This is a genomic window from Streptomyces sp. NPDC020489 (genome assembly GCF_044386545.1).
In the GTDB taxonomy this organism is placed as follows: Bacteria; Actinomycetota; Actinomycetes; order Streptomycetales; family Streptomycetaceae; genus Streptomyces.
Genome location: NZ_JBIRUZ010000002.1, coordinates 698,588 through 721,726, shown reverse-complemented (window position 1 = coordinate 721,726; position 23,139 = coordinate 698,588). Strand labels below are relative to the sequence as shown.

Annotated in this window: 21 protein-coding genes; 12 read left to right on the top strand and 9 right to left on the bottom strand. The window is 72.6% G+C overall.

Translation table 11 applies throughout. The features are described 5' to 3' along the window. Positions 1 to 265: 265 nt before the first annotated feature. The 5 genes from ACH41F_RS06955 to ACH41F_RS06935 all read left to right on the top strand — a co-directional run bounded on the left by ACH41F_RS06955 (position 266) and on the right by ACH41F_RS06935 (position 6,429). A complete protein-coding gene (locus ACH41F_RS06955) occupies positions 266 to 1,285 on the top strand; it encodes a LacI family DNA-binding transcriptional regulator (protein ID WP_398833568.1) in 1,020 nt (339 codons plus the stop codon). Between the two features lie 250 nt (positions 1,286 to 1,535). Continuing rightward, positions 1,536 to 2,783, top strand: coding sequence for an extracellular solute-binding protein (locus ACH41F_RS06950; protein WP_398833566.1), 1,248 nt, complete (start codon positions 1,536 to 1,538; stop codon positions 2,781 to 2,783). A 20-nt stretch (positions 2,784 to 2,803) separates the two neighbouring features. Then, entirely contained in the window at positions 2,804 to 3,772 is a 969-nt protein-coding gene (locus ACH41F_RS06945) for a carbohydrate ABC transporter permease (protein WP_398833564.1), read from the top strand. Beyond that, the gene (locus tag ACH41F_RS06940; protein WP_398833562.1) at positions 3,769 to 4,593 is read left to right on the top strand and encodes a carbohydrate ABC transporter permease; all 825 of its coding nucleotides are present in this window, start codon (positions 3,769 to 3,771) and stop codon (positions 4,591 to 4,593) included. Before ACH41F_RS06945 ends, ACH41F_RS06940 begins: the two co-directional genes overlap by 4 nt. A gap of 72 nt (positions 4,594 to 4,665) precedes the next feature. After that, a complete protein-coding gene (locus tag ACH41F_RS06935; protein WP_398833560.1) occupies positions 4,666 to 6,429 on the top strand; it encodes an amylo-alpha-1,6-glucosidase in 1,764 nt (587 codons plus the stop codon). Between the two features lie 170 nt (positions 6,430 to 6,599). Here ACH41F_RS06935 and ACH41F_RS06930 read toward each other — a convergent pair whose 3' ends face one another. The 3 genes from ACH41F_RS06930 to ACH41F_RS06920 form a co-directional block, all read right to left on the bottom strand. Next, positions 6,600 to 7,772 (bottom strand): alanine--tRNA ligase-related protein, encoded by a 1,173-nt coding sequence (locus ACH41F_RS06930; protein WP_398833558.1) that lies wholly within the window; start codon positions 7,770 to 7,772, stop codon positions 6,600 to 6,602. A gap of 224 nt (positions 7,773 to 7,996) precedes the next feature. Continuing rightward, entirely contained in the window at positions 7,997 to 8,680 is a 684-nt protein-coding gene (locus ACH41F_RS06925) for a response regulator (RefSeq protein ID WP_391231960.1), read from the bottom strand. Between the two features lie 176 nt (positions 8,681 to 8,856). Beyond that, positions 8,857 to 10,140 carry a sensor histidine kinase gene (locus ACH41F_RS06920; RefSeq protein WP_398833555.1) on the bottom strand — a complete coding sequence of 428 codons (1,284 nt, stop codon included), beginning with the start codon at positions 10,138 to 10,140 and terminating at the stop codon, positions 8,857 to 8,859. Between the two features lie 208 nt (positions 10,141 to 10,348). Here ACH41F_RS06920 and ACH41F_RS06915 point away from each other — a divergent pair, with 208 nt between their 5' ends. From ACH41F_RS06915 to ACH41F_RS06895, 5 genes are all read left to right on the top strand, one after another. Further along, positions 10,349 to 11,041: an ABC transporter ATP-binding protein gene (locus tag ACH41F_RS06915; protein WP_398833554.1), complete on the top strand. Its 693-nt coding sequence runs from the start codon at positions 10,349 to 10,351 to the stop codon at positions 11,039 to 11,041. Beyond that, a complete protein-coding gene (locus tag ACH41F_RS06910) occupies positions 11,038 to 13,389 on the top strand; it encodes an ABC transporter permease (protein WP_398833552.1) in 2,352 nt (783 codons plus the stop codon). Before ACH41F_RS06915 ends, ACH41F_RS06910 begins: the two co-directional genes overlap by 4 nt. Before the next feature lie 140 nt (positions 13,390 to 13,529). Then, positions 13,530 to 14,210: a hypothetical protein gene (locus ACH41F_RS06905; protein WP_398833550.1), complete on the top strand. Its 681-nt coding sequence runs from the start codon at positions 13,530 to 13,532 to the stop codon at positions 14,208 to 14,210. Between the two features lie 44 nt (positions 14,211 to 14,254). Beyond that, entirely contained in the window at positions 14,255 to 14,707 is a 453-nt protein-coding gene (locus ACH41F_RS06900; RefSeq protein ID WP_391231965.1) for an NAD(P)H-dependent oxidoreductase, read from the top strand. Positions 14,708 to 14,747: 40 nt separating this feature from the next. Continuing rightward, positions 14,748 to 15,401 carry a methyltransferase domain-containing protein gene (locus ACH41F_RS06895; RefSeq protein WP_391231966.1) on the top strand — a complete coding sequence of 218 codons (654 nt, stop codon included), beginning with the start codon at positions 14,748 to 14,750 and terminating at the stop codon, positions 15,399 to 15,401. On the opposite strand, the gene ACH41F_RS06890 is transcribed toward ACH41F_RS06895, so the two are convergent. The 3 genes from ACH41F_RS06890 to ACH41F_RS06880 all read right to left on the bottom strand — a co-directional run bounded on the left by ACH41F_RS06890 (position 15,365) and on the right by ACH41F_RS06880 (position 18,602). Then, positions 15,365 to 16,141, bottom strand: coding sequence for a methyltransferase domain-containing protein (locus ACH41F_RS06890; RefSeq protein ID WP_391231967.1), 777 nt, complete (start codon positions 16,139 to 16,141; stop codon positions 15,365 to 15,367). The two genes, ACH41F_RS06895 and ACH41F_RS06890, sit on opposite strands and share 37 nt — an antisense overlap. Positions 16,142 to 16,292: 151 nt before the next feature. After that, positions 16,293 to 17,219: a GNAT family N-acetyltransferase gene (locus tag ACH41F_RS06885; RefSeq protein WP_398833547.1), complete on the bottom strand. Its 927-nt coding sequence runs from the start codon at positions 17,217 to 17,219 to the stop codon at positions 16,293 to 16,295. Positions 17,220 to 17,282: 63 nt separating this feature from the next. Next, positions 17,283 to 18,602, bottom strand: a complete 1,320-nt coding sequence (locus tag ACH41F_RS06880; protein ID WP_398833545.1) for a hypothetical protein — start codon at positions 18,600 to 18,602, stop codon at positions 17,283 to 17,285. Positions 18,603 to 18,715: 113 nt separating this feature from the next. Between ACH41F_RS06880 and ACH41F_RS06875 the strand changes: the two genes are divergently transcribed. Further along, the gene (locus ACH41F_RS06875) at positions 18,716 to 19,960 is read left to right on the top strand and encodes a molybdopterin-dependent oxidoreductase (RefSeq protein ID WP_398833543.1); all 1,245 of its coding nucleotides are present in this window, start codon (positions 18,716 to 18,718) and stop codon (positions 19,958 to 19,960) included. Positions 19,961 to 20,273: 313 nt separating this feature from the next. Here ACH41F_RS06875 and ACH41F_RS06870 read toward each other — a convergent pair whose 3' ends face one another. The 3 genes from ACH41F_RS06870 to ACH41F_RS06860 are packed head-to-tail and all read right to left on the bottom strand — an operon-like array spanning position 20,274 to position 22,314. Next, positions 20,274 to 21,020, bottom strand: a complete 747-nt coding sequence (locus tag ACH41F_RS06870) for a class I SAM-dependent methyltransferase (protein WP_398833541.1) — start codon at positions 21,018 to 21,020, stop codon at positions 20,274 to 20,276. After that, complete coding sequence (locus ACH41F_RS06865) at positions 21,017 to 21,634, bottom strand: DUF2064 domain-containing protein (protein ID WP_398833539.1); 618 nt, start codon at positions 21,632 to 21,634, stop codon at positions 21,017 to 21,019. Before ACH41F_RS06865 ends, ACH41F_RS06870 begins: the two co-directional genes overlap by 4 nt. Beyond that, a complete protein-coding gene (locus ACH41F_RS06860) occupies positions 21,631 to 22,314 on the bottom strand; it encodes a glycosyltransferase (RefSeq protein ID WP_391231976.1) in 684 nt (227 codons plus the stop codon). The genes ACH41F_RS06865 and ACH41F_RS06860 overlap by 4 nt, the downstream gene beginning before the upstream one ends. 114 nt (positions 22,315 to 22,428) lie before the next feature. Here ACH41F_RS06860 and ACH41F_RS06855 point away from each other — a divergent pair, with 114 nt between their 5' ends. Further along, complete coding sequence (locus tag ACH41F_RS06855) at positions 22,429 to 23,139, top strand: response regulator (RefSeq protein WP_391231977.1); 711 nt, start codon at positions 22,429 to 22,431, stop codon at positions 23,137 to 23,139.

Below are 23,139 nucleotides of genomic sequence, written 5' to 3'. Positions count from 1 at the left end.
TGGAGTAACGGCAGTGCGAACCGGTTCGAGGGCGCCGGGGCGAGGCCAGGACAACTCCGCGGGACTCCCTGTGACGACTCTGAGGGTCTCCCTGTCGAACCGGTTCGGCAAGCTAGCACCGGGGCATCGGCCGGACAATCCCCCCGGCACAAGGAAATCCCGATGACGTACGAGGTGTTGACAGTCGCTCCGGCCCTTCCTACCGTCACTTCACGCGAACCGGTTCGACGGCCGGTCCTCGCCCCTAGCCCAGCAAGGAGTCGCCGTGAACATCGGTGAGATCGCCCGGCGGGCCGGTGTCTCACGCAGCACCGTGTCCTACGCCCTCAGCGGCAAGCGCCCGGTGTCGGAGGACACGCGCCGGAAGATCCAGCAGGTCGTCGACGAGCTCGGCTACCGCCCCAGCGCCAGCGCACGCGCCCTGGCCAACGGACGGACCAGCACCATCGGCCTGGTGTTCCCGCCCGCCGGCAACCACTACACCGGGATGCAGCTGGACTTCATCGGCAGCGTGGTCGAGGCCGCGGCGGCCTACGACTACGACGTCCTGCTCTCCCCGAGCGGCGTCGACAGCGACCGTTCCTTCCAGCGGCTGCTGGGGGAGCGGCGGGTCGACGGCGCGATCCTGATGGAGATCAGGCTGGCGGACGACCGGGTCGATCACCTGGCCGCGCTGGACTTCCCCGCCGTCACCATCGGCCGCACCGCCCAGCCCGAGGGCAGCTGGTGGGTCGGCCTGGACCACACCGCCCTGGCGGCGGCCTGCGTCCACCACCTGGCGGACCTCGGCCACCGCCGGGTCGCCTTCGTCAACCGGCCCGAACAGCTGCTGCGGGCCGGGTACGAGTCCGCGCACCGCGGTCTGGAGGGCTTCACCAAGGCCGCGGCCGAACGCGGCCTGACGGTGCGCGGCTACTGCTGCGGGGACGACGCGGCCTCGGGCCAGAACTGCGTGGAACGGATCCTGCACGACGACCCGGCCACCACCGCCCTGGTCACCCTGAACGAGGCGGCCCTGGGCGGCCTGTACCGGGGGCTCGCCCAGGCCGGGCGCCATGTGCCGCGCGACTTCTCCGTCACCGGGGTCGTGGCGGGCCGCTGGGCGGAGACGGTGACCCCGCAGCTCACCGCGGCGGACGTACCGGCGGCCGAACTGGGCCGACTGGCCGTGGAGTTGCTGGTGGAGCGACTGGACCAGCCCGACGCCCCGCCCCGGCACCATCTGCTCACGCCGCCCATCTCCCTGCGGGCCAGCACCGGCCCGGCGGGATCGGGCGGCGCCTGACCGTACCCGCGCACCCGCCCGGCCCGGCGGACATGACCGCCTGACCGCACCGACCGCCCGTGCCCGCCCGGACCGGCACGACCGCCTGACCGTACGTACGACCCCGTTCCGCACGCCCCGTCACGGCGAGCCGCCCCGCGGCGCCGTTCGCCGTGCCCGGATCCGGCTCCCCTCCCCGGGGGCCGGACTCTCACCTCCTCGCAAGCCGACGCCTCGGCACCCGCATGCCGAAAACCGAAGGAAACCCGCGATGAACAGCTTCTCCGGACGACGCCGTCTGGCCACCGCCGCCCTCACCGTCCTGGCTCTCGCCGGTACCGCCACCGCCTGTGGCTCCGGCTCGGGCGGCGGCGGGTCCAACGCGGCCGACAGCGGGACGTACACCCTCTGGGACCCCTACCCCCAGTTCGACAAGAGCTCAGCGTGGGCGAAGCTGCTGGACTCCTGCGGCAGCGAGGCCGGGGTGAAGGTCAAGCGGACCGCCTTCGACACCAGCGACCTGTCCAACAAGGCCCTGCTCGCGGCCCAGCAGGACAACTCCGCGGACGTCCTCATCATCGACAACCCTGTGGTGTCGACCCTCGCCGAGGCCGGGGTGCTCACCACGACCGACGACAACAAGCTCGACACCTCCACGGTCGACGCCAACCTGCTGGCGGCCGGCCAGACCGACGGCAAGACCTACGGCACCCCGATCGGCGCCAACACCCTCGCCCTCTACTACAACAAGGAGGTCCTGAAGAAGGCCGGCGTCGACACCGCCTCCATCAAAGACTGGGCCTCCCTGACCGCGGCCCTGGAGAAGGTCGACAAAGCCGGCAAGAAAGGCATCACCTTCTCCGCGATCGGCACCGAGGAGGGCAGCTTCCAGTTCCTCCCCTGGTTCTGGGGCTCCGGCGCCCGGTTGACCGACCTCGACTCCACCGAGGGCGTCGCCGCGCTGCGGCTGTGGACCGACTGGGTGAAGAAGGGGTACGCGCCCAACTCGGTCATCAACAACACCCAGACGACCAGCTGGCAGGAGTTCGCCGGCGGCGACTACGCCTTCGCCGAGAACGGCACCTGGCAGCTCGCCAACGCGAAGAAGGCCGGCTTCGAGTACGGCGTGCTCCCGATTCCCGGCGCCGAGGGAGGCAACGCCGCGGCCCCCACCGGCGGCGAGTTCGTCACCGTCCCCGTCCAGGGCGACACCGAGCGGTACGCCACCTCGCGCAAGCTGGTCGCCTGCCTGACCAACACCACCAACCTCTACGACACCGACACCACGCTGTCCTACGTCGCCCCCACCACCGAGGTCCAGGACAAGCAGGTCGCGGCGAACGCCGAGTTGAAGCCGTGGGTCGAGGCGGTCAAGGCGGCCAAGGGCCGCACCAGCGACGACCTCGGCACCACGTACCCGAAGATCTCCGAGCAGATGTGGAAGGCCGTCCAGTCCGCCCTCAGCGGTTCACAGTCTCCCAAGGACGCGCTCACCGCCGCCCAGTCCGCGGTCAAGTGACCACACGACAGGGCCCGTCGATGAGCCACACCACACACGTGCGACCCCGCCACCAGCCGGTGCCCGGCCCCGGCGCAAAAGCACCCGCCGCCCCGCCCGGGGCCCGCCCCCGCTCCCCGCAATGGGCCGCCTGGGCCTTCCTCACCCCGGTGACCCTCTACCTCCTGCTCTTCTACGCCTATCCGCTCTACCGCAACATCGACCTGAGCCTGCGCCACTACACGGTCCGCTCCTTCGTGCAGGGCGACGCGCCCTTCTCCGGCCTCGCCAACTACCGCACGATCCTCGACGACCCGACCTTCGCCCCCGCCCTGCTCCACACCGCGGTGTTCACGGTCGTGTGCCTGGCCTTCCAGTACGCCCTCGGCCTGGCGCTGGCGGTCTTCTTCCACCAGCACTTCCGGCTCTCGACCACCCTGCGCGCCCTGTTCCTGGTGCCCTGGCTGCTGCCGCTGATCGTGTCGGCGTCCACCTGGTCGTGGATGCTCAACAGCGAATCGGGCGTCATCAACGCCCTGTTGGGCGGCCTCGGCGTCGACCCGGTCAACTGGCTGACCTCGCCGACCTGGTCACTGACCTCGGTGATCATCGCGAACATCTGGATCGGCGTCCCGTTCAACCTGGTCGTGCTCCACAGCGGTCTGCAGTCCATCCCGGCCTCGCTGTACGAGGCGGCGGCCCTGGACGGCGCGAACGCCTGGCAGCGGTTCTGGCGGATCACCTTCCCCCTGCTGCGCCCGGTGTCCGCGATCACCCTGCTGCTGGGCCTGGTCTACACGCTCAAGGTCTTCGACATCATCTGGATCATGACCAAGGGCGGTCCCGCGGACTCGTCCACCACCTTCGCCACCTGGTCCTACCAACTGGGCTTCGGCAACCTGGTGCCCGCCTTCGGCCCCGGCGCGGCCGTCGGCAACCTGCTCGTGGTCGCCGCCCTGGTCTTCGGCCTGGTCTACGTCCGGGTACAGAGAAAGCAGGCGCTGTCATGAACCGTCGCGCCCCGCGCACCTGGGGAAAGACCACGATCGGCGTCGTCCTGACCGCGATCATGCTCTTCCCGGTCTACTGGATGCTGAACGTGTCCCTCACCCGCGAGCAGGACATGCGCAAGAGCCCGCCTGACCTGCTGCCGATCCACGGCACCCTGGAGGGCTACCGCACCGTCCTGGCCGACCAGTTGCCCTACCTCGGCACCAGCCTCGTCATCGGCCTGGGCACCGTCGCGCTGACCGTGGCCCTCGCCGCACCCGCCGGATACGCGCTGGCCAAGCTGCGCCCACGCGGCGGCGGCGCACTGAGCTTCGTCCTGCTGGCGGCCCAGATGATTCCCGGCATCATCATGGCGATGGGCTTCTACGCCATCTACCTCCAGCTGGACATGCTCCAGTCCGTCCCCGGGCTGATCGTCGCCGACTCCACCCTGGCCGTGCCCTTCGCGGTCCTCATCTTCACCGCGTTCATGTCGGGCATCCCCGGCGAACTCCTCCAGGCGGCCAGGACCGACGGCGCGGGGCCCCTGCGCACCTTCTGGTCCGTCGTCCTGCCGATGAGCCGCAACGCCGTGGTCACCGTCTCCCTGTTCGCGTTCCTGTGGTCCTGGTCCGACTTCGTCCTCGCCAGCACCCTCGTCAACGGCGGCGCCCACGAGCCGATCACGCTCGGGATCTACCACTACATCGGCAACAACAACCAGGAGTGGAACGCCATCATGGCCACCGCCGTCGTGGCGTCCCTGCCGGCCGCGGTCATCCTCGTCCTCGCCCAGCGCTATGTCGCCGCGGGCGTGACCGCCGGTGCCGTCAAGGACTGAGTTCCCCCCGCCACCGACCCGTCTTCCTTCCCTCTGTTCGAGTCCCCGTGCTCGAGAAACGAGTTGCACGTCATGACCGCCGCCTCTCCCGGCCCGGCCTTCTCCGTCCACGACATCCCGTTCAGCGTGTCCGGCTCCTGGTTCGACATCTCGCCCGTGGTGGCGGAGAAGACGTACGCCGAGGACCTGCACCTCGTCTCGCACCAGAACGGCATGCACGCCGTGCTGCGCCTGGTCCCCGCGGACCCGGCGACGGGTGTCCGCGCCGAGACCCGCGTCGAGGCCACCCCGGGCCTGCTGCGCTGGACCGGCACGAGCGGCCAGGTCGACCTCGCCTACGAGACCCCGGATACCGTCCGGCTGCGGGGGAGCGGCGGGCTGGGCCTCGCGGTGTCCGCCGCCGCGCGGACCCTGACCCCGTTCAGCGGCACGTACTTCTTCCGCGACCCGGCCTCGGGCGGGCACGTGTTCACGTCGTACGAGACCGGCCGCCGCTACCGCGTCACCGTCCTGTCCGGGACGGTGACGGCGACGGCCGGGGACCAGACGCTGGGCGGTGCGGACCGAGGCCTGACCGTGAGCGCGGGGGAGGGCACGGATGCGACGGCCGAGGAGGGTGGCGGCTGGGAGGTGGCGATCGAGGAACTCGACACCGCGCGCCCGCCGTTCGCGTCCTCGGCGGCCTTCGACGAGGTCGTGGCGGCCGCGCGGGGCGCGTTCGCGGACTTCGTCCAGGCCGTGGCCCCCTGGCGCTCGGCCGCCACCCCGGCCGCCGAACTCGCGGCCTACGTGGTGTGGTCGGCGACCGTACGACCGGCGGGACTGGTCTCCCGGCCCGCCGTGCTGATGTCCAAGCACTGGATGGACAAGGTCTGGAGCTGGGACCACTGCTTCAACGCCCTCGCCCTGGCGCCCGGTTGCCTCGACCTGGCGCTGGACCAGTATCACCTGCCCTTCGACCACCAGGACGACAGCGGCGCGCTGCCCGACTCGGTCACCCACTCCGAGGTTCTGCACAACTTCGTCAAGCCGCCGATCCACGGCTGGGCCTTCGGCCACCTGCGCCGCCGCCTTCCCGCACCGCTCGGCACGGCCGAACTCACCGAGGTCTACGACCGGTTGGCGCGCTGGGCCGACTTCTGGCTGACCGCGCGGCGGGCCCCCGGTGACCGACTGCCCTACTACCAGCACGGCAACGACAGCGGCTGGGACAACGCCACCACCTTCGACCCCGAGCGCGTGGTGGTCACCGCCGACCTCGCCGCCTTCCTCATCCTGGAACTGCACGAACTCGCCTCCCTGGCGGCGGAACTGGGCAAGGAGGGGGAGTCCCGCAGATGGGCGGGCGTGGCCGAGGAGACGCGGTCGGCACTGTTCGAGGAGCTGTGGGCGGGCGACCGGTTCGTCGCCCGGGGCGCCGCCACCGGGGACACCTGGAGCAGCGCGAGCCTGCTCGACCTGATGCCCATCGTGCTGGGCGAGCACCTGCCCGCCGAGATCGGCAGCACGCTGGCCGACCACATCAAGGCCCACCTGACGCCGTACGGCCTGGCCACCGAACTGACCACCTCACCGCACTACCTGGCCGACGGCTACTGGCGCGGCCCGATCTGGGCGCCCGCCACGGTCCTCGTCGAGGACGGTCTGCGCCGCGCCGGACACCAGCGGCTGGCCGACGACATCAGCGCCCGCTTCCGCGCCCTGTGCGAGACGCACGGCTTCGCCGAGAACTTCGACGCCCTCACCGGCACGGGCCTGCGAGACCGCGCCTACACCTGGACGGCAAGCAGCTACCTCCTCCTGGCCGAGGCCCACGTACGCCGGGACGGCCACTGACCGACGAGAAAAGAGGATGCCCACGACCGCGTCCGTCGCTACGTGCGATGGCCGTCGGGTACGCCTGTCCAGCGGGACGGACGCCAGCTCCCTGAAGAACGTCCTCGCGGCGGAGGCCGTCGGTCTCGACGTGCGGGCGGGCCGGGGCGTCCGGCCCGCCCCCTCCGGGTCTACCCGTCCTGTCCCTGGAGGGTCATGACCAGGTCGCGTGGCAGGCCGTGGGTGTCGTGGAGGTAGTCGTAGTCCTGGTCGGTCAACTTCCCCTGGTAGCGGGGGCGGGAGAGGAGGCGGCGGCCTCGGTCGAGGAGTCCGGTGAAGCGGCTCTCCTCGGCCAGGAGCACCTCGCGCACGTGGTCGGTACCGCCGGGCATGCGGAAGCGGTCCAGGGTGTGTTCGACGAGGTCCGGTGGCAGATCGGACAGTGTGCGGGTGGGGTCGTGCTGCCAGAGGGTGGTGAGGGTGCGGCGGACGAGCCGGCGCAGGACGTAGCCGCGGCCGGTGGGGGAGGGCCGTACGCCCTCGCCGATCACGACGATCCCGGAGCGCAGGTGGTCCGAGAGCAGGCGCAGCGACGGCTCGTCGAGGTCCCACAGCGGTCGGAGCAGGCGCGTCCAGGGCTCGAACAGGTCGGTGTCGTAGACCGAGTTGTGGCCCTGGAGGACGGTGACCAGGCGTTCCAGACCCATGCCCGTGTCGATGGAGGGCTGTGGGAGCGGGGTGAGGCTGCCGTCCTCGTGGCGGCGGTAGCGCATGCTGACGTGGTTCCAGACCTCGACCCAGCGCGGGTCGGTGGTGGGGGTGCCCCGCGGTGGGGTGTCGCCGGCCCACAGGAAGATCTCCGAGTCGGGGCCGCACGGGCCGACGGGGCCGTTGGACCACCAGTTGTCCTCGCGGGTCCGCTCGACCGGCACGCCCAACTCCCGCCAGGTCTCCAGGGATTCGGAGTCGGGGCCGACCTGCTCGTCCCCGCCGAAGACCGTGACGTACAGCTGCCCGTGCGGGATGCCGAAGCCGTCGCGCAGCAGTTCGTACCCCCAGCGCAGGCTCTGCGGATGGCCGTAGTCGCCGAGCGACCAGGAGCCGAGCATCTCGAAGACCGTCAGATGGGTGGAGTCCCCGACCTCGTCGAGGTCGGTGGTGCGCAGACAGCGCTGGACGTTGACCAGGCGGCGGCCTCGGGGGTGCGGGCGGCCCTCCAGGTACGGGGTGAGGGGGTGCATGCCGGACGTGGTGAACAGCACCGGGTCCGAGGGCGGCGGCAGAAGGGTGCCGCCGGTGATGAGGTGGTGTCCGCGCTCGACGTAGAAGTCCGTGAAGGTGCGCAGGATCTGGTCCGTGTTCATGGCGGTGTTCCTTCGGGTCGGGGGACCGGAGAGGGACCGCGGGGGCAGCGGGGAAGTAGCGCGCACGGAACCGACGGTCCGTTTCCGGCCGCCGGGAGGGGTGAGGTGAGGTCAGGCGTCGGCAGCCGGGGAGCTGGTCGCTCGCGCGGCTGCGGTGTGGGTGTGCTTGCTGACCTCCATGGATCAACGGTAACGGCGATCCCGGCAGGACGTCTCCCGGATTTTCAGTCGGCCGCGCCCGGAGTGATCAGCCCGGTCTCATAGGCCAGGACGACCGCCTGGACCCGGTCGCGCAGATCCAGCTTGGACAGGATGCGTCCGATGTGGGTCTTGACCGTGGTGGGGCTGAGGAAGAGGCGGTCGGCGAGCTCGGCGTTGCTCAGGCCCGTCGCGAGCAGGCGCAGCACCTCCGTCTCGCGCGGGGTGAGCTCGGACAGGTCGCGCCGGAGGCCCGCCGCCGGGCGGGCCTCCTCGCGCTGCGCGAAGCGTTCGATCAGCCGGCGGGTGATGGCCGGCGCGAGCAGGGCGTCCCCGGACTGCACCAGGCGTACCGCGGCGACCAGGTGCTCGGGGGTGACGTCCTTGAGCAGGAAGCCGCTGGCGCCCGCGCTGAGCGCGGCGTACACGTAGTGGTCGAGGTCGTAGGTGGTCAGGATGATGACCCGGGTGCCCGCCGCGGCGTCGTCGGCGAGGATGCGGCGGGTGGCCTCGATGCCGTCCATGGTCGGCATCCGGATGTCCATCAGGACCACGTCGGGCCGGGTGCGGCGGACCGCGGCGACCGCCTCCGCCCCGTCGGCGGCCTCGGCCGTGACCTCGATGCCGTCCGCGGCGAGGATCATCCCGAACCCGGTGCGTACGAGCGCCTGGTCGTCGGCGATGACGGCGCGCAGCCCCGATCCGCTCATGCCACTTGGTCCGCTTCTGTCGCCGGGCCCGTTCATGCCACCTGGCCCGTTCATGCCGCCCGACCCGTTCATGCCGTCCGGCCCGTTCATCCCACCTGGCCCGCTCATGCCGCCCGACCCGCTCATGCCACCTGGCCCGCTCATGCCGCCCGACCCGTTCATGCCGCCCGACCCGTTCATGCCACCCGCCACGGGAGGTGCGCCTTGACGCGGTAGCCGCCCGCGAGGGTCGGGCCGGCCGTCAACTCGCCGCCGTAGAGCGCCAGTCGCTCCCGCAGTCCGATCAGACCGCGGCCGTTGCCGTCCGCCCGGGCGGCGTCGCGGACGGCGCCGGTGTCGGTGATCTCGATCTGGAGGACCTCCTCGGCGTATCCGATCACGACCGAGGCGTTCGCGCCGGGCGCGTGTTTGATGGTGTTGGTCAGCCCCTCCTGCACCACGCGGTAGGCCGTCAGGTCGATGCCCGGCGGCAACGGGTCCGGCGGGAGCGACACCGCGACCCCGACCGGTGTCCCCGCGGCGCGGACCCGCTCGATCAGGGCGTCCAGCTGCCCGAGACCGGGCTGGGGCTCCAGGGCGTCCGGCTGCTCGGCGTCCGGGGCGGCCAACAGGCCCATCACATGGCGCAGTTCGGCCATCGCGGCCCGGCCGCCCGCCTCCACCGCCAGCAGCGCCTGTCTGGAGCGCTCCGGCGCCACGTCCATCACCTTGCGTGCCGCCCCCGCCTGAATGACCATCACGCTCACATTGTGGGTCACGACATCGTGCAACTCGGCGGCGATACGCGCCCGTTCCTCCTCCACGGCCCGGCGCATGGCCGCCTCCTGGTCCTGCCGGAGCCGGGCGAGCTGCTCACGGTCGGCGGTCAGCCGGCGTCGCCAGTAGCGGACGAGACCCGCCGTGACTCCGGCGATCAACAGCACCACGGCGGGGCTCGACCAGCCCGGCAGGATGGGTTCGGTCTCCCGGAACGCGAAGCCTGCCAGCACCGCCGCGACGACCATCGCGGCGGTCGCCACCGTCCGGTGGCGGCTGTGCATGACGGCGCTGTACGCGGCGAGCACACAGGTCAGCACATTGATCCAGGAGGCGTCGTCACCAATGGCCAGCACCGCGCACATCAGCAGCGCGAACGCGGCGAGTGGGTACGTGCGCCGCGCGGCCAGGGGCAGCGCCGACAGCACGACCAGCGGCCAGGACGGGGACTGCGGTTCCCCGCTCCCGAAGTCCGGACCCGGCGGCACGGGCGGGCGAGGTGGCTCCGGCACGCCGTACGTCACCTTCCCGAGGCTCGCCGGACCGTCCCCGGGATAGCGCGCCGCCACGACCAGCGCCACCACGGTCAGCACCGCCGCCAGGGCGACATCGCTCCAGACCGCACGCCGCGACAGCGGGGCTCGCCGGGGCTCCGGCCGCAGCGCCGCCCGCACCTGACGCAGCCGACGGTTCACGGTCTCCATCGGCACATTGTGCTGCCCCGCTCACGGCGGGCGCGTCCGTCTGCGCGGTCGAGCGACCGTCCTGAAGGCGTACGCCGCGAGGACGACCCCGCGATCGGCTCCTCCTCGGGAAGGGCCGCATGTCGGTGCCCCGGGCGACGCGGCGGACACACCCCCGCCCCTAGCTTTCGCTGAGCCGAAGACCCTTCGACCGCGAGGACCCCTCCCCATGACTGATGTGATCGCGCTGACAGGCGTGGCCAAGCGCTACGACCACACGGGCGCCCCCGCGCTCGGACCGATCGACCTCGGCGTCGCCCAGGGCGAGGCCCTCGCCGTCACCGGCCCCTCCGGCAGCGGCAAGTCCACCCTGCTGAACCTCGTCGCGGGCCTCGACAAGCCCACCACCGGCACCGTGACCGTGGCCGGCGAGCGCGTCGACCGGTTGAGCGAGCACGCGCTGGCCCGGTTCCGCCGGGAACGGATCGGCATGGTCTTCCAGTTCTTCAACCTGCTCGACGACCTCACCGTCGCCGACAACATCCAGCTCCCCGCCCAACTGACCGGCACCGCCCGGCGCACGGCCGCCTCCCGCGCCGAGGAGCTGATGGAGGTGCTGGGCATCCAGAAGCACGCCCGCGCCTACCCGGGCCGGCTCTCCGGCGGCGAGCGTCAACGGGTCGCGGTGGCACGGGCGTTGGTCAACCGTCCCGCGCTGCTGCTGGCCGACGAGCCGACCGGGGCCCTCGACAGCGCCTCGGGCCAGGACGTTCGGGACCTCCTCGTCGACCTGCACCGCGGCGGTCAGACCATCGTGCTCGTCACCCACGACCCCGCCCTCGCCGCGGCGTGCGCGACCCGCACCATCCACCTGGTCGACGGACACCTCGCCCTCGACACCCGCGCGGAGGCCGTCCGATGAGCGCCCTCACCCAGGTCGTACGGTCGGGGGTGAGCCGGCGGCGGGTGCAGACCCTGGTCATCGCCCTGGCCACGATGATGGCCGTCGCCTCGGCCGTGGTCGCCGGATCCCTCATGGTCGCCGCCGACGCTCCCTTCGACCATGCCTTCGCCCGGCAGAACGGCGCCCATCTCACCGCCGACTTCGACCCGGCGAGGGCGAACGCCGCCCAACTGAAGGCCACCAGTGGGCTGGACGGCGTCACCGCCACCGCCGGGCCGTACCCCGCCGCCACGATCCACGCGGTCGACGACCAGGGCCGGCAGACCCCGGCGATGACCTTGGTCGGCCGGTCCGACCCGGACACCGACGTCGACCGGCTGGAGCTGACGTCCGGGCGCTGGCCGACGAGACCCGGCGAGATCGTGCTCTCGGCCGGTTACGAGGGTCCCGCCTTCGACCTGGGGTCCACGCTGAAGACCTCCGACGCCGCGGGCAGCCCGGCGCTGACCGTCGTCGGTTTCGCGCTCTCCGTCGGCAGGACCGCCGACGCCTGGGCGACACCCGCCCAGGTCACGGCTCTCTCCGAGGACACTCCGGTCACCAGCCAGATGCTGTACCGCCTCCAGGACGCGGACACCAAGGGCGACATCGCCGCCGGCCGCGACAGACTGGCCGCCGCCGTCCCCTCCGGAGGCCTCCTCGGCACGCGGTCCTACCTGGACACCAAGCGCGCCGCCGACCAGAACGCGGCGCCCACCATCCCGTTCCTGGTCGCGTTCGGGGTGCTGGGCATCGTCATGTCGGTGATCATCGTGGGCAGCGTCATCAGCGGCGCGGTCGGCACCAGCCTGCGCAGGATCGGCATCCTGAAGGCCATCGGCTTCACCCCGCGGGAAGTCGTCCGCGCCTACGTCGCCCAGGCTCTCGTCCCGGCCACCGCAGGCATCGCCCTCGGTGTCGTCCTGGGCAACCTCATGGCCCTGCCGCTCCTTGAGGACACCGAGACGATCTACGGCAGTGCCTCGCTGTCGGTCGCCTGGTGGGTGGACGTCCTGGTGGTGGCGGGCACGCTGCTCGTCGTCGGGGTCGCGGCCCTGATGCCCGCGCTGCGGGCCGGGCGGCTGCGCACCGTCGAGGCCATCGCCGTGGGCCGGGCGCCCCGCACCGGGCGCGGTCAGTGGGCGCACCGGGCCGCGGGACGGCTGCCGTTGCCCCGCGCGGTGACGTACGGCCTCGCCGGCCCCTTCGCCCACCCGGTGCGCACCCTGGCGATGGTCCTCGCGGTGGCCTTCGGGACGGTCGCGGCGACCTTCGCGCTCGGGCTGGTCTCCTCGCTGAACGCGGTGAGTTCGGCACTGGACCCCGAGAGCCGTACCGACGTCAGCGTGTTCGGTGGCGGCCCCAGCATCGCCGAGGGCGAGCATGTCCCTGCGGAGAACACCACCCAGCCCGCGCCGGCCGACCCCGCGAGGCTGAGGGCCGCCATCGAGGCGCAGCAGGGGACGGCCTCGTACTACGGGATGACCCAGGAGGAGGCCACCGTGCCCGGTGTCTCCGGCACCGTCGAGCTCAGCCTCTACGAGGGCGCCGCCTCGGGCGCCTACGAGATGATCACGGGCCACTGGATCGACGGCCCCGGCCAGGTCGTCGTGCCCTCCCGCTTCCTCGACGTCACCGGCACCGAGATCGGGGACACCGTGCGGGTGCGCACGGGTGAGGACACCGCCACCCTGAGGATCGTGGGCGAGGCCTTCGAGACCTCGGACGACAACCTGGAGATCTACGCCGGTCTCACGGACTTCCCGCACGCCGTCGCCAGGGTGTTCGCCGTGGAGGTGAAGGACGGTGTCTCGCCGAGCGCGTACGCCGAGAAGCTCGCCGCGGTCGTACGGCCCCTCGGGGGCGAGGCCTTCGCCAACTCGCCCTCCGAGCAGGACAACCTCCTCGTCCTGCTCGATGCGATGGCGGCGCTGCTCAGTCTGATGCTCGTGTCCGTGGCCGGGCTTGGGGTGCTCAACTCCGTGGTCCTGGACACCCGCGAACGCGTCCATGACCTCGGTGTGTGCAAGGCGCTCGGGATGTCGCCGCGGCAGACCGTGAGTCTGGTGCTCGCGTCGGTGGCCGGGATCGGCGTGCTCGGCGGCCTTGTCGGTGTACCGGTCGGATACGCGCTGCACGGCCTGGTGCTGCCGGAGATGGGCGAGGCCGTGGGGACCGGGCTGCCGCCATCCGTCCTGGACGTCTTCGACACCTCCGAACTGGTCCTGCTCGGAACGGCCGGAGTCGCCATCGCCCTCCTGGGCGCCGCGCTCCCGGCGGGATGGGCGGCCCGGGCCCGTACGGCGACGGCGCTGCGGACGGAGTGACGGACCACGTCGTGATCCCGGGGCCGGTTCCCCAACGCGGTGCCATTTCCCACCGGCAACACGGTTTCATCACGGCGATGTCACCTGGGCGTCCCCCGAGTGATCATTGAGCACTCAACAGCACCATCCCTGGGGGGACCATGAACCACGACAACACGCCACCGCCCATGCCGGGCCACACCCCGCCGCCCGCGCCCGGTTATCCGCCGCCGCCGCAGCCGCCCAGGAAGACCAACACGGTCCTCGTGGCCGCCGCTGCCGCGGTGGTGGCCGCGGTCCTCGCCGCCGCCGTCACCGCGAGCGTCACCCGCGACGGCGACGGCAAGGCCGAGGCGGCACCGACCGTCACCGTCACCACGACGGTGCCGGCCGACGCGGAGGACACGGTCGTGGACACCGCGTCGGACGAGCCCACCGAGGAGGCGGGCGACGACTCCTACGGCTTCGACGACACGATCGTCTACGACAACGACGTCGAGATCAGTCTGTCGAAGCTGTCCCGCGCGGTCTCCAGCGACTACGCCTCGCCCGAGAACACCCCGTACGCCAAGTTCACCATCAAGATCGTCAACAACTCCGGCAAGAAGGTCGACGCCGGCATGATGACGGTCAACTGCGCCTACGGCGACGAGGGCAAGGAGGGCGAGTCCGTCTACGACGACGGGCTCGACGGCCTGCCCGACACCAGCATCCTCGCCGGCCGCTCGCTCTCCGTTCCCTGGGGCTGTGAACTGCCCAAGGGGGAGACGTTCCTCCAGATCGAGGTGGCCCCCGACTACGAGTCCGAGACCTCCATCTTCACCGGAGAACTCAAGAAGTAGCCACGGTTTGCGCGGGACGGGGGACCGGCGGCAGGGTTCGGGGTGTGGCTACCTTGCTGATCGTGCATCACACCCCCTCGCCCCACTGCCAGGCGATGCTGGAGGCCGTCGTCTCCGGTGCCACGGCGCCGGAGATCGAGGGCGTCCAGGTGGTGCGGCGGGCCGCGCTGGCGGCCACCGCGTCCGACGTACTGGCCGCCGACGGCTACCTGCTGGGCACCCCGGCGAACCTCGGGTACATGTCCGGCGCCCTGAAGCACTTCTTCGACCAGGTCTACTACCCGTGCCTGGACGAGACGCGGGGCCGGCCCTTCGGCTACTACGTGCACGGCGGCAACGACGTCACCGGCGCGGTGCGGGGCATCGAGTCGGTCACGACCGGACTCGGCTGGCGGCGCGCAGCGAACGCCGTGACCGTGACCGGGGAGCCCGACAAGGCCGCCGTCGAGGCCTGCTGGGACCTGGGCGCCACCCTTGCGGCCGGGCTCATGACCTGACCGGAGCCGCCGTGCCCACGCGCCATGCCATGCTGGCCCCATGGGTGATCACGCGCAGCACGACGCCGTCCGCCGCAGCTACGACACCGTCGCCGCGGAGTACGCGAACCGTCTGCACGCCGAACTCGACGACAAGCCGCTCGACAAGGCGCTGCTCACGGCCCTGCTGGAACAGACGGAAGAGGGGACCGTGATCGGTGACCTGGGCTGCGGCCCCGGTCATGTGGCGGCCCGCCTCACCGAGCAGGGCGCGCGCACCGTCGGGATCGATCTGTCGCCGGGCATGGTCGCGGAAGGGCGGCGCCGGTTCCCGCGGGTGGAGTTCCGCGAGGGGGACCTGCTGGAACTGCCCGCCGCGGACGCCGAGTTCGGGGCGGTGACCGCCCTCTACACGATCATCCACCTCGACCCCGCCGAACTGCACCGCGCCTTCGCGGAGATGGCACGGGTCCTGCGCCCCTCGGGCCTGGCGCTGCTCTCCTTCCACATCGGCGAGGAGGTCCGGCACCTGGACGAGTGGTGGGGGCACGAGGTGGACGTCGACTTCCGCTTCCTGGACCCCGCGCACATCGCCGGGCTGCTGGAGGCGGCCGGGTTCACCGTGGAGATGCGTCTGGAGCGCACCCACTACCCCCACGAGGTGGAGACCCGCCGCGCCTATCTGCTGGCCCGCCGCGCGGTGAGCACCGGCTGATAGAACCCCGTGGCCTCCGGGGTGTGCCAGGTGACGTCGGTGAACCCGGCAGTGCCGACGAAGCGCGTGAGCCGGGCGCGGGTCAGCGCCCAGTACGTGGTCCGGCGGGTGCGGACCGTCCACGTGCCGCCCGCGGGGATCAGTTGCAGGTGCTCCAGGTCGTAGCGTTCGCCGTCGTCGTGCCAGTGCCACAGCTGAAGGGTGATGACCCGGCCCTCGGGCGTCTCCGCGATCTGAGGCGGTGGCGCGGAGGGCCGGACCGCGAGGATCTCGTCGTAGTCCCGGACGGTCAGCACCAGCAGCCCGTCCTCACCCAGCACCCGCCGCATGCTCCGCAACGCCGCGGTGACGTCCTGCTCGCGGAGCAGGTGCGGCAGCGAGTTGTCGGCGGCGAGGACGACGTCGAACGCGGCGTCGGCGAAGGGGAGTTGCCGCATGTCCGCGACGGCGACCGGCAGGTCGAGCCCCCGTGCGGCGGCCTCGGTCGCGGCGCGTGCGGCGGCCCGGGCACTCAGGTCGCCGCCGACCACGCGGTGCCCGGCCCGGGCCAGTCCGATCGCCTGGGTGCCGATGCCGCAGGAGCAGTCGAGCACACGCCGTGAGCCGGGACCCGGATGGCCACGCAGGAGCGAGTCCAGCACCGTCGCCTGACGGGCCATGCTCGCGTCCCAGTCCGCGAAGATCAGGTGGTAGTCGGCGGCGAGTTCGTCGTAGAAGCGCCGCACCGAGGAATCCGACATGCCCGCACGGTAGTGCCGGGGCAGGCAACGTTCGCCCGTCACGGGGTGTGCCGGGCGGCGCGCCGGGGCCTGCCGCGGCACTGGGCCCTCTGGTAGCCCTCCCGCCTGCCGCGTGAGGCCAGGGCGTGGGCCGAGTACCCGCGCGCCGCGCTCAGTCGAGCATGACTTCCCAGGTGTCCACGGCGTAGTGCAGCGTCATACCGCTACGCCCGTACAGCTCCGGAGCGCCCGTGGCGTTGGCCGTGTCCACGCCCAGCCCCACCGTGTCCCGCCCCCGTCCGGCGAACGCGGCGAAGGCGTGCCGCAGGAGCAGTCCGCCCAGTCCCCGCCCGCGGGCCTCACGGAGCACCCCGATGCTGCGGATCCACCCCATGGCCGCGCGGTCGTCGCGGGAGATCAGGAACCCGGCGTCCCCCGTCTCCTCGGTGCCGGCGATCCACACCAGGGACCAGTCGAGCGCCGCGGCGTCGACGTCGTGCAGCCACTGCTCGTAGGTGCGCGGCTGGAAGTCGAAGTGCTCGGCGAAGCTCGCCTGGTAGAGGCGGTGGACACTCTCCCGGTCGGCGTCGGTGGTGCAGGGCCGTATCCGCACCCCGGCGGGCGGCTCCGGGACGAGGTCCTGCGCCGGGTCCAGAGCCCGTCGCAGTACGTGGTAGCGGCGCACGACCCGCCAGCCCCGGGTCTCGATCAGCGAAGTGTCCAGCGTGGGCCGGGTGTTGAGGTGCAGATGCACCACGGCCCGGGCCGCGCCGTTCGCACGGGCCTTCTCGAGCGCCCGCGTCTGCATGGCGTCGAGGAGTCGTGCGCCGACCTCCTGATGGTCGGGCAGGACGTAGTGGTCGATGTCGATGCGCTCCGACCCCGAGTCGTCCCACAGCAGCCCGTAGGCCACCAGCAGGTCCCCGTCGAAGGCCAGCCAGGAGTCGCGCACGAGATCGATGTCGGGGCGCTTGAGGTCGGCCTCCACGGTGGGCAGGTCGGTCTCGCGGCGGCCGATCTCGATCTCGTCGACGGTGTTGAGGAGTTCGGTGATGGCGGGACCGTCGGCGACGAGGGCCGGGCGCAGGAGGTACGGCATGGGGGACAGGTTCCCGGCAGACCACCGCCGGCCGCAACGGGATTTCGGCCCGGTGGCTCCGGGTCACCAGCCGGTGCGCAGGAGATGGTTCAGCAGCAGGGCGAGCACCCCCTGTGCGGCCAGCCAGACACGCGGACGGGTGAGGAACGCGCAGGCCGGGAGCAGCCACAGGGCGAAGGGGAGCCAGATCCGTTCGGTCTCGGCCTTGCTCATGCCGGACAGGTCGGCGGCGAGCAGGGCGAGGAGGGCGGCGGCCACGAGAAGGGCCAGGCGGGTGCCGCCCCGGCGCCGGATCAGCACGACCCCGGCCCGCCGCAGCCCCGCCGCCGTCGCCAGACCCGTGATCAGCACCGTGCAGGCCAGGTTGGCCCAGACCCAGTAGCCGTACGGGCGGATGCCACCGGCGCCCTGGTGGTAGCGGGTGACCAGCAGCCGGTACGCCTCCCACCAGTCGAACCCGGCGAACGTGAACAGGGCCGGCACCACGGCCAGCCCGGCGAGCAGCGGCACCCACAGCACCGGCCGCTCCCGCACGCCCCGCCGGCCGAGCAGCAGGACCGTCGCGCCCAGGAGGGCGAAGAGCGTCAGGCCGTAGGAGAGATAGCAGGTGAGGCCGAACAGCAGACCGGAGCCGGCGCCCCACCACAGCGAGCCTCCCGTGACCGCGAGCGCCAGCAGGGCCACGGCCCAGGCGGCGACCGCCGCGAAGTACGCGTCCGCCGAGGTGCCCATCCACACCGCGGCCGGCGCCAGCACCAGGAAGGGCGCCGCCCGCCGCGCGAGCCGCTCCTCCGCCAGCGCGCGGACGGCGACGAGCACCGCCACGCATGCCGTGGCGCCGACGAGGACGCACCACATGCCCGCCCAGCCGCCGCCCCGCAGGCCGAGCCGGTCGAGGAGGACGAAGGTGAGCGTGGCGGCCGGGGGATGTCCGGCGACGTGGGCGGGCCAGTTGTCGGGGGAGTCGAGAAGGATGTGGCCGGTGAAGCCGCGCAGCGCGGCCGGGATGTCGTGGAAGCGGTCCACGACGCGCAGGTACTCCTGGCGGGTGGTGAGCTGTTCGGCGATGCCCCGGTGCCAGCCGTCGATGAGGGCGAGGGAGAGGATCCAGGCCGTGGCCGTCCCCCAGGCGCTCACGAGCAGGGCCCGCCAGGGCAGGCGGTCGGCCAGTGCGGGCCCGTACGCCACGGTCGCCGCCGCCACCAGGACGGCGGCCGGGGTACCGGGACCCGGATGGGGGTCCCAGTTCGCCAGCAGCGGGGGCCAGTCGACGAACAACGTGTGGTGGGCGTGCTGGATGCGGTGGCCGACGAGCACGGCCGCGGTGACGAGCAGCGCGGCGGCCAGGGCGGCGTACACATCGCGAAGGAGGGCGCGGTTCACACCGGAACGCTAGGCCGGGCAGCCGGGTGGATACCGCCGTCCGGGCCGGACGTCAGCGTTTCGTCATGGGTCGTGGCCCCTTTCCGGTGCCGGTGCGGACCTACGGTCGAGCCATGACATGGTCTCCTTCCTCGCCGGGCTTCTGGCGCAGTCCCCTGCGCGGGCCCTGGTTGACCTCCGTGCTCGGCGTGGTGCTCCTCGGCGGGATCACGGTGCTGTTCGTGACGGGTCTGGTCTCCTACGCCGCCTACAACCCGAACCTGGCGGCGGTGAACGACAAGACCCCCGACAAGGGGCTCCTCGGCTTCTACCTCTTCTCCTGGCCGACCCGTCCGCACTGGCTCTACCGCCTCGACCAGGGGGTCCACGTCACCCTCGGCGTCACCCTGATCCCCGTCCTGCTGGCCAAGCTGTGGTCGGTGGTGCCGAAGCTGTTCACGCTGCCGCCGGCCCGCTCGCTCAGCCACGCGCTGGAGCGGCTCTCCCTGCTGTTGCTGGTCGGCGGCGGGCTGTTCGAGTTCGTGACGGGCGTCCTCAACATCCAGCTGGACTACGTCTTCCCGGGCTCCTTCTACCCCTTGCACTTCTACGGCGCCTGGGTGTTCTTCTCCGCGTTCGTCGCCCACGCCGTGCTGAAGACCCCGGCGGCGCTGCGCAATCTGCGCCGAATGCGGGAGGCGGGAGGCGAACTCCCTGTGCAGGCAAGCGAGTTGGTCTCCCCGCGCCCGGCCGCGCCGACCGTCTCGCGCCGAGGTGCCCTGGGGCTGGTCGGCGGCGGTTCGCTGCTGCTGTTCGCTACCACCGCCGGTCAGTCCTTCGACGGCCCACTGCGGCGCACCGCCCTGCTCGCACCTCACGGCGGCCCCGACCCCGGCAGCGGCCCGAACGGCTTCCAGATCAACAAGACGGCCGCCTACGCCGGGATCGACGCGGCACGCACCGGTGCGGACGCCTGGCGCCTGACCGTGACGGGACGCTCCGGAACCGTCCGCCTCAGCCGCGCCGACCTGGCCCGACTCCCCTTGCACGGCGCGGCGTTGCCGATCGCCTGCGTCGAGGGCTGGTCGACGTCCGACCAGCGGTGGCGCGGGGTCCGGCTGCGCGACCTCGCCGCGCTGGTGGGTCACGAGGACGGCCCCCCGGACGTCCTGGTGGACTCCCTCCAACTGCACGGCTCCTTCCGCCGCGCGGCGCTGCGCGCCAACCAGGTCGCCGACCCGCGCTCCCTGCTCGCCCTGTACGTCAACGGCGAGGACCTGTCCCCCGACCACGGCTACCCCGCGCGGATCATCGTGCCCGCCGCGCCCGGTGTGCTCAACACCAAATGGGTGGCCCGGATGACCTTCGGAGACCTGTGATGCGACCGCGGATCCCTGTCGGCGACCCCTTCCACCTCCTGCTGCTCGCCGCCTCGTTCGCCCTCGCCGCCTACGCGGGGGTGCGGCTGCTCGCCGACGACTGGTTCGGCGTGGCGCTGTGGTGGGTGGGAGCGGCGCTGCTGCACGACCTCGTCCTGGTGCCCCTGTACGCGGGGGCGGACCGGGCGGCGCTCCGAGCGCTGGACGCGGCCGGCCACCGCACCTGGGCGATGTACGTCCGCGTCCCGGCGGTCCTGTCAGGGCTGCTGCTCCTCGTGTGGTTCCCGCTGATCAGCGGGATGACGGCCCGGCGTTACCGGTCGGCCACCGGACTCTCGCCGGACGGCTTCCTGGCCCGCTGGCTGCTGATCACCGCCGCGCTGTTCGGGGCCTCGGCCCTGCTGCTGGTGCTGCGGTCGCGCAGGAGGACGAAACGCCGGGCACCGGCCGCCCACTGATCGACGGCACGCCACCCCGCCCGGTCCGCGTACCGGAGGAGGGCCGGCGTGCCGAGCCGCGCCCAGGGGAAGGTGCCGCCCGCCATCCCGGTGTGGACGACGTCCACGACCTGCACCTCGGCCCGCTCGTCGATGTCCAGCGGCGCGGTCTCGGCGATCAACAGGCCCCCGGGAGCGAGCAGTTCCGACATGCGGTGCAGCAGCGCTCCGGGGTCGCCGCCGATGCCGACGTTGCCGTCCATGAGCAGCACGGTGCCCCAGCGGCCCTCGCCGGGGAGCGGCTCGAACACCGAGCGCCGCAGCGCCGGACCGCCCAGCCGCACGGTGTGGTCGACGGCCGTGCCGCTGACGTCGATGCCGAGGGCCGTACGTCCCCGGGCGGCGAGTTCCGCCACCAGCCGGCCGGGGCCGCAGCCGACGTCCAGGACGGTGCCCTCGCAGCGGTCCAGCACGTCCCGGTCGACCCTGTCGGCGCGGGCGCACCAGCGCTCCACCTCCAGCGGCAGCAGCCAGCCGTCGGCGCGGCGCAGGAACAGCGGGCCACGGCCGGCGCGCAGGGCGGTGGCGTAGGGGTCGGCCGTGGCCCAGGCCGTCGTGCTCATCGGTGCCCCGCCGTGGCGTACCGGGCCAGCCGGGCGGCGAACCGGCCGTGCGGGGCCAGCGCAGCGACCGCGTGGGCGTCGTCCGCGGTGTCCACGTCCCGCAGCCGCGGCAGATCCCGCACCCGCAACCCCGCGTCGACCAGCCGCTGCCGCTGCACGGCCCCGGTGACCGGCGTCGACATGGGAACGCCCAGCAGCAGGCCCGGATCGGGCTCGGCCAGCCCCAGCGCCCAGAAACCCCCGTCCTCGGCCGCCCCGAAGCGCGCGTCACAGCCGGCGAAGTCGACCGTCAGCAGCTCCGGCGTCACCTGCGGGGTGTCCATGCCGATCAGCAGGGCGGGCCCGCAGCAGTGCGCGAAGGCCGCGGCGAGCCGCTCGTCCAGACCGCCCGGACCCTGTCGTACGACGTCGAAGCCGGGCGGCAGCCACGGGCCCGGAGCGCCGTCCAGGACCAGCACGCGCCGGGAGGCCGGGGTCGCCGCCACGGCCCGCAGGGTGTCGGTCAGCGAGGCCGCCGCGAGCTCCGCCGCCTGCCGCGGGGTGAACGGCGGGGTGAGGCGGGTCTTCACCCGGCCCGGCAGGGGCTCCTTGGCGATGACGAGCAGGGTGGTCATCGGGACACCCCCTCGCCCAGGACCCGGCTCATGTCCCGGGTCGCCTGCCAGGTGCCACGCCAGGTGCCCGTCACCTTCGAGGCGCCGGTGCGGGGCAGATAGGGCACGTCGTGCTCGGTGACCCGCCAGCCCGCGTCGGCGGCACGCACCACCATCTGCAAGGGGTAGCCGCTGCGGCGGTCGGTGAGCCCCAGGCCCAGCAGCGGCTCGCGGCGGGCGGCCCGCAGCGGCCCCAGGTCGTGCAGCCGCAGGCCGGTGCGGCGGCGCAGCAGCCGGGCGAGGACCAGGTTCCCGGCCCGGGCATGCGCGGGCCACGCACCCCGGCCCAGCGGCCGCCTGCGGCCGAGCACCAGGTCGGCCGTCCCGGCGCGGACCTCGGCCACGAAGGCCACCAGCAGGGCCGGGTCCAGGGAGGCGTCGCAGTCACAGAAGCAGACGACGTCCGCGGTGGCCGCGGTCAGCCCGGCATGGCAGGCGGCGCCGAAACCCCGGCGCGGTTCGTGCACGACGGTCGCGCCGAGCGCGCGGGCGACGTCCGCCGAGCCGTCCGTGGAGCCGTTGTCCACGACCAGGGCCCGCCAGCCGGACGGGACACGGGCCAGCACCCAGGGGAGCGCCTCGGCCTCGTTGAGACAGGGAAGGACGACATCAACGTCCGCTTCGGTGGTCACGGCTTTCACCCTACGAACGCGAACCGGGCATACCGGGCTTCGCCTCCTTACGAAACGCGGACGTCCGAGCCCCCGAAGGCCCTGGGACCGACGCCCGCGCGATCCCGGTGCGAGGCTGGAGGCATGCAGCAGTCCAACGCATCCGGCGGCACGGCCGGACGGGTCCTGGTCGTCGACGACGACCCCACGGTCGCGGAGATCGTCGCCGGCTACCTCGACCGGGCCGGGTACCTCGTCGACCGGGCCGACGACGGCCCCACCGCCCTGAGCCGGGCCGCCGCGCACTGGCCCGACCTGGTGGTGCTGGACCTCATGCTGCCGGGCATGGACGGCCTGGAGGTCTGCCGCAGGATGCGCGGCCAGGGGCCCGTGCCGGTCATCATGCTCACCGCGCGCGGCGACGAGGACGACCGCATCCTCGGCCTGGAGGTCGGGGCCGACGACTACGTCACCAAACCGTTCAGCCCGCGCGAACTCGTGCTGCGCGTGGAGTCGGTCCTGCGCCGCACCCGGCCCGCCACCGGCACCCGCCTGCTCGGCTCGGCCGGCCTGTCCGTCGACGCCGGCGCCCGCCGCGCCACCAAGAACGGAGCCGAACTCGCGCTCACCCTGCGCGAGTTCGACCTGCTCGCCTTCTTCCTGCGCAACCCCGGCAAGGCCTACGCCCGCGAGGACCTGATGCGCGAGGTGTGGGGCTGGGACTTCGGTGACCTGTCCACCGTCACCGTCCACGTCCGCCGACTGCGCGGCAAGGTCGAGGACGACCCGGCCCGGCCCCGGCTGATCCAGACCGTGTGGGGCGTGGGCTACCGCTTCGAGCCGGAGGGGGAGTGA